Raw genomic sequence first — 13,453 nt, 5'->3', positions numbered from 1 at the left:
CAAGCATTCCTATTTGGTTTCATTCAGCCACTGTTCGATAGCCCCGACTAATATATTATTCTTCTCTTCGTCTCGGGCTGTTATACGAACGTAGGATTCGTTCAAGCCATGGAAGCCACTCGCATCTCTAATCAAGATATTATGCGTATTGAGTAAATACATTCTCAACTGTGCGGCAGTTCCCTTCTTAAGGCGTACCAAGAAGAAAGTGGTTTCGCTGGGGATTACCTCCAAATCGTCAAAAGTTCTTAGTTTGGACATAAGCTCTTGTGTAGCTCGTTGCCACTTTCGGATAGGGAGGGTAAATTGGGCAGGATGAATGAGAATATATTTCGCCGCTTCTATGGCCAGAGTATTTACAGACCAAGGAATTAAATACTTCGAAAGTTGTTCGGTAATATTCTTATTGGCTACAATATAACCGATTCGTAACCCGGGAATACTGTACGTATGGCTAAAACTCCAAACCGTGATGATATTGGGATATTGCTTCGATATGCCAGGCTTTAAGAGGTTTGTGGTAGTATAGTTGGCGTAGGCTTGATCTATGATAAAGTTTACCTTTGGATGCTTACTTACCAAGCGAATTAACTCGGCATGAGACATAATGCGTCCATCGGGATTGTTCGGTGTAGAGAGAAAGCAGAAGTCTACTTCGTCCAAAGGCCACTCTTCAATGGGAGCGAGATTAGAAACCAAACGTATATTAAAGTCGTATAAACGCATAGCCTCTTCATATTCGCTGAAACTGGGTACAGGGATTAGCACTTTCTTACCCGCAAAAGCTTGAGCTATTAAGTAAAAAGCCGAAACAGGCCCGTTCGTTATAACAATGTTATTCTCAGAAAGCTCATGACGGCGAGCAATCATTTTGCGCAAAGTAGCTCCGTCGGCTTCTGGGTAATGCTGTATACTCTCGGGTAATAACTGTATTAGATGCTCAAAGAGTAATTGATTGTCTCCTCCATACCATACCGTAGAGCTAAAGTTGAGTATGGCAGGATTGTTTTCTGCAAAATATTCTTCTCCGTGTCCGTTTATCATAACAATGTAATTTTAGCTAACTATGCCAAGCGCGTCATAGGTACTTTCCAATAGGGAAAGACGCGTTTTTTGAGAAATTAATTTAGTATTAAGTCGTGTAGGGTAAGTGCGGTTTGAAAGGAATACGAAAACCAAATCGTTGACGGGATCTATCCAAACAATACATCCTGTAAAACCGCTATGGCCAAATGTCTGATTCGAAGCAGCCTCAGGGATATTTACTCCTGGTCTTCCTATCTCGAAGCCGAGCGAGCGTCTGCCCCCCACACCTCGTGTAGAGCGGAACAAACGTACCACCGTGGAGGGTATTATCTGCTGTTGGTGGTAGACGCCATTGTCTAAAATCATCTGCGCGACCTCTGCCAGTTCGGTAGCCGTTCCGAAAAGGCCCGCATTGCCAGCCACTCCTCCTCTGCAGGCTGCCGTTTCATCATCGACAGTCCCCCACACTTTTCCCCTTAAGAAACAGTGCTCCTGTGTGGGAGCAATCCGTTCTACAGCAAACTTTTTCGTGGGTAAATACCCCATAGTTTGCAGCCCCATAGGGGTATATATCAGCTCTTGCGCCAACTCTTCCAAAGACTTTCCCGTAGCTCTCTCTGCCATCACGCCTATAAGAATGAAGCCTACATCACTGTATCGGTAGGTGTTTTTCGACTTAAGCGGAGTTTCTCCAATCTTAGAAAGCATCTCTTCCTTAAAGGAGTTAGATAAGTAAAGATGGCTTCCAAAGGGAATAGAGAAGTTTTCGCTCTCCCGATCGGTAACTTTGCTCTTATCGAACTCTATTGATGGGTTAATCCATGTGTTCTGAGCAATTTTTGTCCAACCCGATTTATATCGGTACGAGAACAAAGGGAAGCCCTGAAAAGAATCGGGATTCAACAGATCTATATAGAAGTTTATGGTAGGTATAAGACCCGATTGGTGCAGTAGTAACTCTCTAAGTGTGATACGTGCTACGGGAGTATTCTTTACTTCTGGAATATACTTGTCTACTCGGTTGGAGAGAGCCAATACCCCCTGAGAAACCAGTTGCATGGCAATAGGCGTAGTAGCTGCTGCCTTGGTAATTGAGGCCATGTCGTAGATTGTATTTGTGTTTACACGAGGAGAATTGGAGCCTCCCTCTGTAGAACCAAAAGCGTTGTTGTAGACCGTTTCACCCTTATGGTGAATTACAATTTGACATCCAGGAAATACCTTATCGGCAATAGCCTGTTGCACGATGCGTTCCAGAGAGACAAAATTGGGAGCTGTAAGCTTAGCCGTAATATCCGTTTTGTGATTTTCCTGAGAGAAACGTTTGATATCAGCCTTATGATTCTCTCCAGAAGGTACCTGTACAATGCCCATATCATTAGGGTCAATGTAAAAGTAACGGCCAACGACAGCTCTTTGCGCCTCGTCGTTTGCCTCGTAGGCACAAGCAACTCCCTTGGCTTGAGAAAGAGTAGATTGCCAAAGAGGTAGGGCGTAGGGAGAAGAGAAAAGCGTAAAAATAACTTGTGTACGTGCCGCTATCTGGGCTATAAAGGAACTATAAGGAATACCCCTACCTGCGGTACAGTTGACAAATACGATATCACACTTTGCCAAATCGTCTAAGTGTTTATGCTGTTCTTGCAATGCTCCCTTTGACGATAACTGCAAATGCTTGGCAATGGGGATTCCTATCTTTCGCAAAGCCTCTTTGAATGCCTTAGGAGGCGTAGAAGTGTAAATATCAACTACTCCATAGGATAAACTTTTATCCTTACGATTAAGGGGAAGTAGACTCTTCTCTCCTCGCTCTATTCTAATAGACTGCCACCACAACTCGTTTGCTAAAGTGCGAGCCTCTTCTGTATTTAATCGAGCATAAAATTCCTTCTGCGTCAAAGCGGGCATGTCGATTGGATTCAGAGAACCTCCCATCAAGAACCATTTATAAATAAGAATCTTACGGCACCTTGCTTTAACCTCATTTTTGTCTATAACTCCCGAAGCTACCGCTTGAAGTAACTCCTTATGTGTTGTTGCTGGATTAATCGGACCTAACAACAGGTCATTACCTGCCAGAAAAGCTCGTACGCTAATAGAGTGTCCTCCTCGCTGTTGCATACCTTTCATCTGCATACCATCGGTGAAGATAAGCCCTCTAAATTTCATTTTCTCTTGCAAAAGAGTCGTCGTTATCTTTCTACTCATCGAGGCTGGCGTACCCGAGTTATCCATTGAGGGTACATTGAGATGCCCAATCATTACACCGCCCATCCCTCTGTTGAAATAGGCTGCAAATGGTTTCAACTCAAGGTTTTCAAGAGCTTTTATACTTCCTTTTATGGTCGGGAGAGCATGATGAGAGTCTACAGAGGTGTCACCATGACCAGGAAAATGTTTTGCCACAGAGAGTACCCCCTCTTGTTCCAATCCCTCTGCATAAGCAAGTCCACAGCGGATAACGGCCTCCTTATCTTCTCCAAAACTACGCGTACCTATGACAGGATTACGCGGATTGTTGTTTACATCTAATACTGGAGCAAAATTTACATGAATGCCTATTACCTTGCATTGGCGTGCCATGCTTACCCCCCACTCTCGTAGTAAAGTTTCTTCCGATACATTGGCAAGTGCCATATTACGAGGGTAGCGGATCGTATTCGACAAGCGCATGGCTAACCCCCACTCGGCATCTGCAGTTATGAGAAGAGGTACAGCAACCTGCTTTTGCAAAGCACGATTCATCACCCATTGGTCATAAGCCTCTCCCTTTTGATAGAGTATCCCCCCTGCATACGAGGCAGCAATCTCCGCTTTTGCCTTCTTTATAGCAACTTCTGTAGAGGCTGGATAAATAACAGGAATTATTAACTGCCCTATCTGCTCCTCGAGACTCATACGGGAGAGCAAATAGTCTACCTCCTTTTCGGCCTGTGGCAAGCGAGAAACATCTACAATACGCGAATATTGCTGCCCCCACAAAGAAGCAGGAATTGCACTCCAAAGGAGTACGACTAAAAAAGCAAAAAACAATAAATACCTTTTCATTACACGCAAAGGTACTTGCATTTATTGACTCTTCAAACTGTAAAAGAACAAGAAAACAAGCCATTAGATATTAAGGCACAGAGAGTCCTCTGCATAACCATTCATACTCACAGACGAACAGCCTGCCTCTACGCACTTCTACCGCTTCTATATTAAGGAATTGCAGTTGCAAATATTACGAAGAGAAGAGAAAGAAAATTCTTTTAAAAAGGCTTTTATGCAATTAAGCAATAGAGTCGTTTCAACTCGTTTCTCAACAAAGAACGCAGTCTACATTCAGCCCCAAGTCACATTCATGAGAAAATAAAAAACTTGCAGGCAAGCTACAGTTCTTATACTGAAGCTCACCTGCAAGGCTTTTTCTCTACTGAAATCTGGAGAAAATTTAGCGTAATACGAGAAGAAAACTCAACTCTATCTCGTCGTCAATAACTTTATCACCCAACCCCTTGAAGAAGCTTTTAGAACCATACTTTACATTCCAATCAGTTCGGTTGATGCGAAAAGATTCACTTTTGACGGTTATCACACCCTCTACATTCTCAACCGAAGATAGAGGAATTGTAATATTCTTGGTCACTCCCTTAAGCGTTAAATTGCCCTGCAGCTCGTTAAGAGAAGCCCATTCTACTCCCTCTTCTGGTATATTGGTTAGTTCAAAACGTGCCGTCGGATAAGTTGCTACCTCAAAAAAGTCTTCACTCTCCAAATGTGTTTTGAGCTTGGTAGCCATATCTCCTTGGAGGTCTTCTACGACGATTCCATTCATCGCAATGGTTACGTAACCTCCATAAATCTTAGCTCCATTGACAGCAATCTCTCCGTTAGATATAGGCATCTTTCCGAAGTGTTCGCTTCCAGGCTTAAAGCCTTTCCAGAAAAGAGAAGAAAGAGTGCTATCTACAGAGAAAGTCATATCTGTCTGAGGGAGAGACGCGCTCTCTTCCTCTCTAGCATCTACATGAGAACCGTTTTTAGAACCTCCTGAGCATGAGATTAAAGTAATCATAAGCAGCATTGCTCCGAGAAAGGAGATTGTCTTTTTTTCTATTTCTTTCATTTCGTTTTTACCGTCTAAAAATTACACTTCATATTGAAAAAGAAGACCCGAGCTTCCTCTTAACTTAAAAACAAAGAAAAGATATTTTCGTTCAGTAACACAAACCCTAAAGTATATATTATTGAGAGAAAAAACAATTCACAGCCTTTCAAAATCAAGCAAAAGCAAGACACACTTTGAAAGGCTGTGAACAGTACATTGGATACCCCAATATGAAAAAACAGTTAGAAGAGGACTCAAATAAAAGCCACATTGTGAATTGTGAAAACTCCTACTAACAGGATTTGAAAGCACCAAGACCTTTGTAATCTGCTCTAAGGCAGCCCGCCATTAGTCACAGTAACAATTCGGTAAACACAATATAATTGATGAGTTTCCCAATTTGACAAATGTGGCTCTTATTTTAGTCACCAAGTCACAAACTATGAAAGACCTCTTCCTCGTACTACAAAGATAAGCATATTATGTGTCTCTTCCAAATTTCTATTAACATTTATTCAAATATAAATTCAGGTACCCTTACCCTTCTCTTGGTATTCCCCCTCTCTCTTGCTCCGAACCTTACTTTTCTACCTCCCCTTTAACTACTGATTGTAAACCTTTTGTAAGAGCAAGATGTTATAAAAGAGAAGTAAGTAAATCGAAAAAAAAGCAATGAACAAACTAATCATACTTAAGGTCTTAGTACTCTTTTTGGTACTCCCCCTTCAAGCACAAAAGGCAACAAAATCCTCTATTGAAAAGAGCGACAGAACTCATCAAACAGAAAATCGAACTCAACCCCTCTCTGGCGAGAAGTTTACATTAGTCAAGCTGCCCTATGCAACTAATGCTCTCGAACCTGTCATTAGTCAGCGTACGGTAGAGCTCCACCACGGGAAGCATTTACAGGGCTACGTCAACAAGCTGAACAAACTCATAAAAGGAACACCTTTTTCCGAAAAAGACCTCATAACAATCGTCAAAGAATCAGACGGATCTCTGTTTGACAATGCAGGACAAAACCTTAATCACATCCTCTATTTTCTGCAATTCAGCCCGCAAGGAGGTGGCGAACCCAAGGGCAATTTACTCCAGGCTATTAAACGTACTTATGGGACTTTTGAGGAATTCAAAGAGGAGTTTGAGAAGCAAGCACTTTCTCTATTTGGTTCTGGATGGGCTTGGCTGGCATGCAATAAAGAGGGCTCTCTTGAAATTATAAAGGAAGCCAATGCTGGAAATCCCGTTACTAAAGATTTAATTCCTCTGTTGGGAATAGATGTGTGGGAGCATGCCTATTACCTCGATTACGAAAATAAACGAGGGGAGCATCTGAAAAAAGTTTGGAATATCATTGACTGGAAAATAATCGAGGCACGGTACAATAATCGCACAAAAAGACTAAACATCCAGTGGTAATGTTTGGAACAACACGTCCTAACCAGAATTCATTCGTGTTATAAGTGAAATTTGGATGTGTCGGGACGAAAGTTGAAACCCACGTAGATATAAAGAAAGGCAGACCGAGAATAATTTTCTCGACCTGCCTTTTTCTATTTTACCTCGTTGGAAGAGTTTAAGCAAGAAGCTTTTTAGCCTCTTCTACAAGCACTGATTTTTGCTGTGCTCCAACAAGTTTCTTTTGTACTTCTCCATTCTTGATGAAGATAAGTGTAGGGATGTTACGAATGCCGAACTGTCCTGGGAGCTCGCTATTGCTGTCCACATCTACCTTGCCTATAATGATCTGTCCGTTGAACTCCTCTGCCATCTCTTCGATCATAGGACCGATAAGCTGACAAGGACCACACCAAGTTGCCCAGAAGTCGAGAATCATTGGCTTACCTTCGGCCAATAACGCAGCATAGTTGCTGTCTGTAATTTCCATTGCCATAGTTGTAAATACTATTTGTTAGTTTATATTGATTTCTATTTTTCCGCACAAATATACCTATTCTACTTGATATTCGATACAATACTCCTTTAATAGCTTGCCAATAGCCTCTCCATTATGGAGCTTTATATACTTCGGTATGAGCGTAGCGGAATAACGTCCTTGACGTCCTACCACACGTATTACCAGCTCGCACTCTGGTTGAGGGTCGTTTTTTTTAGCATTCTCTGCCATTTTCTTCTCTGCCTGCATAACGTCGATCAGACTTTCTACAAAATCGGCACTTATCTGCTCCTCTGTAACGGTAGCAATGATTCTTTTAATGAGCGAATTCTTTACGGTATCAAGAAAAGAGATACTCTTAAAAGAGACATCCAATTCTTCGGGTCTATATTGTCGAGGCTCTACAGAAGCATGGCAGAGAAGCATGCTGCCTTTTGTCAGAAGTCCCTTATTCTCACTATATACCTTGTCGGAGATAAAGAAAGAGTGTTGCCCCGAGAAGTCTTCCAAAGTCAATTTTGCATAAGCTCTACCCTTCTTGCTCACGCCCTCGAAATAGGAAGTAAGCATACCTCCAAAAATTAAGTTCCGACCTTGCAAGTCGGCAAGTTCTTGAAAATCTTCCATTTTCGTATTGCAATACTTCTCAAGAATCAAGGTGTAGGGATCCAATGGTGTAGCACTTAAATAGAAACCGACTAATTCGGCTTCCTTAGAGAGACGCTCTATATCGGTCCAGGCCTCTGCCTCTGGAGGTGTAGGGTGCGGTATCTGCATCTCTTCTACCTCGCCAAAGAGATTACCCGTTCGAGCCTCACTCTCACTTTTCTCGTAATTTCCATAACGCAAGAGTGCTGCAATGAAATCTTCCTGCGGATTTTCTACCGAGGGTGCAAAGTAGGTTTCTCGTGAAAATTTCATACTATCCAAGCCCCCCGCAAGAGCAAGTGTGGCAAGGGTACTTCGGTTGAGAGATTTATCCGACATACGTTTTACGAAATCGAATATATCCTTGTAGGACCCGTGCTCCTCTCGTTCTCTTATAATCGATAGAACTATATTTTCAGAAATGCCCTTGATAGCACTCAAACCGAAACGTATATTACCCTCACTGTTTACCGAAAACTTTTGTTCAGATTCGTTGATATCGGGAGACAAGACCTCTATGTTCATGGCCTTACACTCCTCTAATATCTTCGATAGCTCCGTTGCATTACTGAGGTTACAGCTCAAGCAACCCGCTAAAAACTCTGGAGTATAATGTGCTTTGAAATATCCCGTTTGATAGGCAATAAGACTGTAAGCAGCCGAGTGGCTCTTGTTGAAAGCATACTCGGCAAACTTTTCCCAGTCTCCCCATATCTTGAGCAGTATCTCCTCTGAATATCCATTCTTAACACCACCAGCGAGGAACTTTCCTTTGAGTACATTCATCTGCTCAATCTTCTTTTTCCCCATTGCTTTACGTAGGTTGTCACTCTCCCCACGAGTAAAGTCTGCCAATAATCGAGAGAGTTGCATGACCTGCTCTTGATAGACGGTAACGCCGTAGGTTTCTTGGAGAATCTCTTGCGTTACAGGCAAATCGTAGGTAATGGCTTCTCGTCCATGTCGGCGGGCAATAAAGGTAGGAATATAATCCATTGGACCAGGACGGTAGAGCGCATTCATGGCAATGAGAAACTCAAAGCGGTCTGGTTTAAGTTCTCGCAGATATTTCTGCATCCCAGGAGATTCAAATTGGAAAAGTCCTATAGTCTTACCCTCACTAAAGAGCTGATATACTTCGGGATCGTCGAGGGGAATTTTATCCACATCAATATCGATACCATATCGTTTCTTTATCAAAGCACAGCACTCTGCCATGATGGAGAGTGTCTTTAGCCCCAAGAAATCCATTTTGATAAGCCCTGTCGACTCAATCAATCCCCCCTCGTACTGGGTAACAAGTATCTTTTCTTTTGTTTTGCTATCCTCTGTTATAATGGTGGGAACAACATCACTAATTTCACTCTTACCGATAATGATACCGCAGGCATGTACCCCCGAGTTACGTATAGTACCCTCCATTTGTTGGGCATATTTCAACACACGTCTAAGCCTTTCATCCTGCCCATAAGCAATACTTCTGAGTTGAGGAGAGAGAGCTATTGATTTAGCGATAGTGATTTTCTTTTTATTCTTCTCGAAGTCTTCCTTTAGCTCTGGGTCCTCTTTCAGGCGATCCAAATCGGCAGCGTTGATACGGGAAGGGATAAAATTAGATATATAATCTCCATCTTTTGGAAGCAGTTCTTCGATGCGTACATTATCCTTAATGGCACTTTTAGCAGCCATTTCGCCGAATGTGATAATATGGGCTACACTATTCTCTCCATACTTTTCTGTTACCCACTGTAATACCTTGGCACGCCCTTCATCGTCAAAGTCAATATCTATATCGGGGAGAGACTGTCTGTCGGGGTTGAGGAAACGCTCAAAAAGCAGTCCATACTTCAGAGGATCCAAGTTGGTTATTTTCAAACAGTAGGCAACAGCAGAACCAGCTGCAGAGCCTCGACCCGGACCAACCCATACTCCATGTTCTCGAGCAGCTTGTATAAAGTCTTGAACGATGAGAAAGTAACCAGGGTATTGCATCCACTCGATAGTCTTTAGCTCAAAATCTATACGCTCCTGTATATGGTCGGGGACAGGGTCCCCATAACGCTCCTTTGCTCCTTCATAAGTAAGATATTTCAAATACTCATTGCTATCCTTAAAACCATCGGGAATAGGAAAATCTGGCATCAAAGGATCGTTTTCGATAGAATAGTATTCGACCTTATCCAATATCTCCAAAGAGGTCGATAAAAGTTCGGGGCGATCTGCAAAGATTTCATTCATCTCCTGCTGTGTTTTAAGCCATTCCTGCTGTGAGTAACGCAGGCGATTGGGATCGTTGACACTCCTCCCCGTTGATACACACAATAAACGGTCATGCGTTATGGCATCCTCTTCATTGGTAAAATGAACGTCATTAGTCGCTACCACCTTTATTCCTAAGCGTTCAGAGAGCGCGTATATCTTCTCGTTAACCTCCAGCTGTCTAAGGTAAGTTTCCCTATTAGCACGAGGATTTTCAGTACGATGCAACTGCACTTCGAGGTAAAAGTCTTCCCCAAATATCTTTTTGAACCACAAAGCCGTCTCCTCAGCAGCATCTAAACGGCCTGCCATAATGTGCTGTGGTATTTCTCCTCCCAGGCAAGCGCTCAGTACAATAATACCCTCATGATACTTTTCAAGCAATTCTTTATCGATACGGGGTTTATAATACTCCCCCTCAGAAAAGCCCAAAGAGACCATTTTGATAAGATTTTGGTAACCTGTTTTGTTTTTAGCCAACAAAATCAAGTGCCACCCACTTCGGTCGATGGAGCGAGTGGGGTTATAAGGGTCAGGTGTATTCTTATCCTTATCATGGCGCGTACGACGAGCGCAGTAAGCTTCGCAACCGTAAATCGGCTTAAAAAGAGTTTCCTCGGCCTTTTTGATCTCTTCCTCACACTCTTTTTTCTGCTTGAGTTCCTCCTCGGTAAGGCTCTCTTTTTCTGCTAAGAGTCTGAGTTCTGCTTTTTTCTCTTTGATAAGTCTATTGGCAGAGGCATTCTCATCTCGCACAATATCGGCAAAAGACTTAATGCCAAACATAACGCCATGATCGGTCAGCGCAAGCCCTTTCATGCCATCTTTCTTAGCCTTTTTTACTAATGACTTTACGGAAGCTAAACCGTCCAATATCGAGTATTGGGAGTGAACATGCAAGTGTACAAAAGGGGTCATAAGAATTATTAGCTATTATACTATTAGAGAAAAAACACTTTTATTATTTGTCCATAAAGGGTAGTATTGTATAAAAAATCAATAAGGCATGTACTTGAAAAGCAAAAGGCATATACCTTTTCTCACAAAGCTATATACCTCTCTCTTCTACTCTTATCTTACAGCGAATCTTGTCGTAAGATTATCGGTTCAACATAATCACATCACAGACGCAACTGCGACTCGATACTGGCCACGGTGCTAGCAAACTGAGGATTGATAGAGATTGTATTGCTCACTGTTTGACAACCATGCAATACGGTTGCATGACTACGTCCTCCTAAAGTTTCACCTATGGCAGATAGAGAGTCGGTCGTGTACTTCTTGGACAAAAACATAACCAGATGGCGAGCCTGTACAATATCTTGCCGTCTACTTTTGCTCTGCAAGTCCTGTAAATTAACATGTAAAAGGTCGCAAACAATCTTTTGAATACGTTCAATATTTACCTCTCTATCCTCTATACGCACCGTTTGACGTACTATCTCCTGTGCGTAGGGCAAAGAGATTTCGCGTCCCGTTACCGCAGCATTGAAAACTAGAGAGGTAAGCACTCCGTGCAACTCTCTGACATTGCCATCAACATGCTTTACAACAAAATCGAGGACTTCTTTGGAAAGGCTAACCCCCTCTATATCCATTTTGTATTCCAATATCTTACGTCTCAGTTGAGGGTCTGGACGAGAGATTTCAGTAGAGAGCGAACCTTTGATACGAGAGACCAGACGCTCATGCATACCAGAGAGGAAACTCGGTGCCTTATCACAAGTCATGACAATCTGTTTCTGCAGATTAAACAAGTGGTTGAATATATCGAAAAAGGCATCTTGTGTCTTCTCCTTACCAGCTAATCCCTGAATATCATCTATAAGGAGTACATCTACCTGCTGATAGTAGCGCATAAAGTCTCCGACCTTATGATTTCTACTTGCAGCGGCAAACTGATCTAAAAATTGAGACGTACTAATGTAGAGCACTCTCTTTTCTGGATATTTTTGCGAGATGGTCCATCCAATAGCATTCATTAGATGGGTTTTACCCACCCCTGGAGGTCCATACAAGAAGAAGGGATTCATCGAGGGGTTGCCAGGCGAATCGCAAATCGTTTGTGCCAAAGCCACAGGCACTTGATTAGACTCCCCCTGACAAAATTTATCAAAAAAGAGTTGAGGAATAAGATGACTTTGCCACGTATTGGGCACTGCTTTCTGCTCTTTTTCAAGAATACGATCTACTGGTGAAAGCTCTCCCTTAAGAGAAGAGGTAGAAGAGATGGAGTTGGAGGAAGAATTGGAAGAAGAGCTATCGACTAAAGCTTGATAGTGTAGCTTGGCTTCCTTACCCAAAACCTCGGGTAAGACAAGACGTATTTCCTCCATAAAATTACTCTCGATATATTCACAGAAGAAAGCACTGGGCACTTGCACCGTAAGTGCAGAGCCATTCAAGCGAAGAGGTTTAATAGGGAGAAACCAAGTCTTAAAACCTCTCGAATCTATTATATTCTCAAAACGTTTAAGACAAGCATCCCATACTTCTATAACATTATCCTGTTCCATCAATCTTTTGCTATTGATTTTTTAAGTTTTCAGAACGAAAAAGAGAGGGACAAAAAGAGCAGATAACGTACCCCCACCGTTCTTCCTTGCACTGCAAAACTAAAGCAATAATATGGTGTTTCCAAATAGGATTAAAGGAAAGAAAGTAGCATGTTATTCTAATTTGTTTTATTCTCAACTACTTAGAGTTTTTTAGTTATGAACAACCAAGAGGTGTAATATAATTGACTAATAAACAGTAGTTTAATGAAAATAAAAGCCGTGAAAAGAAAAAGAATCAACAAGTAAGTAAAAACTTGTAACCCTACGATTTTTATAGGGTTAAGTGTGAAACGTTGAAGATTATCTATAGAATAACAATTAAATATTTTCCAATTTGATATCGGGTAGCATTACACTTTTTTGGAGCACCAATATACCCTCTGGTCCCTTGTTAAAGAGCAAATCAAAAATACTCAAATTGGGATAGAAATCTTCTCTCGAAGAAAGTGTCTGATAATATCTTACGGGCACGAAATAGGGGTCCTCTATGGGCTTTTTAGGCCGTATTGCATTTCTAAAGTCTTCCCAATACTCTTTGCTGTATACCTCGGTAAGCGTTACATCTAAAGAGAAGTGCATCAAACGAGCTATACAGTGCATCAACTCGTAATTGAAGTCAAAAAGAAAAGTATAACGCTGCGTGTAAAAAGGAGCAATATCGTCAGCATAGTACTCAAAATAGGGAGACAAACCATAACAACTCTGCAACGTTTGCCAGTGTCGGGTACGCCAATTATCATGATCGGATATGCGCACCTCTTTTATAGGACACCTCTCCGAAGCTCCCTGCTGCACGGGTATAGTGAGTTCAGACACCCCATTGCTGGCAAGTACTCTACATCTATTGCGATAGGTCTGCTTGATGAAAAAATCGTGCGCTTCCAATAAAACATCGGGAGAAAGAAGTTTGCAAAAATATTGCACAGGAGGGGCATACGCCGTAGATAAAATCATAACGAAGAGAGCGGTTTACAA

Annotated in this window: 8 protein-coding genes; 1 reads left to right on the top strand and 7 read right to left on the bottom strand. The window is 42.0% G+C overall.

Going from position 1 to position 13,453, the window contains the following annotated elements:
• Positions 1–9: 9 nt before the first annotated feature.
• The 3 genes from B5D06_RS01255 to B5D06_RS01245 all read right to left on the bottom strand — a co-directional run bounded on the left by B5D06_RS01255 (position 10) and on the right by B5D06_RS01245 (position 5,134).
• The gene (locus tag B5D06_RS01255; RefSeq protein ID WP_078736218.1) at positions 10–1,044 is read right to left on the bottom strand and encodes an aminotransferase class I/II-fold pyridoxal phosphate-dependent enzyme; all 1,035 of its coding nucleotides are present in this window, start codon (positions 1,042–1,044) and stop codon (positions 10–12) included.
• A gap of 12 nt (positions 1,045–1,056) precedes the next feature.
• Positions 1,057–4,074: a serine hydrolase domain-containing protein gene (locus B5D06_RS01250; protein ID WP_159442658.1), complete on the bottom strand. Its 3,018-nt coding sequence runs from the start codon at positions 4,072–4,074 to the stop codon at positions 1,057–1,059.
• Positions 4,075–4,459: 385 nt separating this feature from the next.
• Positions 4,460–5,134, bottom strand: a complete 675-nt coding sequence (locus tag B5D06_RS01245; RefSeq protein WP_078736216.1) for a YceI family protein — start codon at positions 5,132–5,134, stop codon at positions 4,460–4,462.
• A gap of 654 nt (positions 5,135–5,788) precedes the next feature.
• Between B5D06_RS01245 and B5D06_RS01240 the strand changes: the two genes are divergently transcribed.
• A complete protein-coding gene (locus B5D06_RS01240) occupies positions 5,789–6,535 on the top strand; it encodes a superoxide dismutase (RefSeq protein ID WP_078736215.1) in 747 nt (248 codons plus the stop codon).
• A gap of 157 nt (positions 6,536–6,692) precedes the next feature.
• On the opposite strand, the gene trxA is transcribed toward B5D06_RS01240, so the two are convergent.
• The 4 genes from trxA to B5D06_RS01220 form a co-directional block, all read right to left on the bottom strand.
• Positions 6,693–7,010 carry a thioredoxin gene (gene trxA, locus B5D06_RS01235; RefSeq protein ID WP_078736214.1) on the bottom strand — a complete coding sequence of 106 codons (318 nt, stop codon included), beginning with the start codon at positions 7,008–7,010 and terminating at the stop codon, positions 6,693–6,695.
• A gap of 57 nt (positions 7,011–7,067) precedes the next feature.
• Positions 7,068–10,838 carry a DNA polymerase III subunit alpha gene (dnaE, locus tag B5D06_RS01230; protein ID WP_078736213.1) on the bottom strand — a complete coding sequence of 1,257 codons (3,771 nt, stop codon included), beginning with the start codon at positions 10,836–10,838 and terminating at the stop codon, positions 7,068–7,070.
• 203 nt (positions 10,839–11,041) lie between these two features.
• Positions 11,042–12,436: a chromosomal replication initiator protein DnaA gene (gene dnaA, locus B5D06_RS01225; RefSeq protein ID WP_078736212.1), complete on the bottom strand. Its 1,395-nt coding sequence runs from the start codon at positions 12,434–12,436 to the stop codon at positions 11,042–11,044.
• Between the two features lie 360 nt (positions 12,437–12,796).
• Positions 12,797–13,432 carry a WbqC family protein gene (locus tag B5D06_RS01220; protein WP_078736211.1) on the bottom strand — a complete coding sequence of 212 codons (636 nt, stop codon included), beginning with the start codon at positions 13,430–13,432 and terminating at the stop codon, positions 12,797–12,799.
• Between the last annotated feature and the right edge of the window lie 21 nt (positions 13,433–13,453).

Source organism: Porphyromonas circumdentaria, assembly GCF_900167105.1.
GTDB lineage: Bacteria > Bacteroidota > Bacteroidia > Bacteroidales > Porphyromonadaceae > Porphyromonas > Porphyromonas circumdentaria.
Note: the sequence above shows the minus strand (reverse complement) of the source record. Positions and strands in the feature narration are given on the sequence as shown.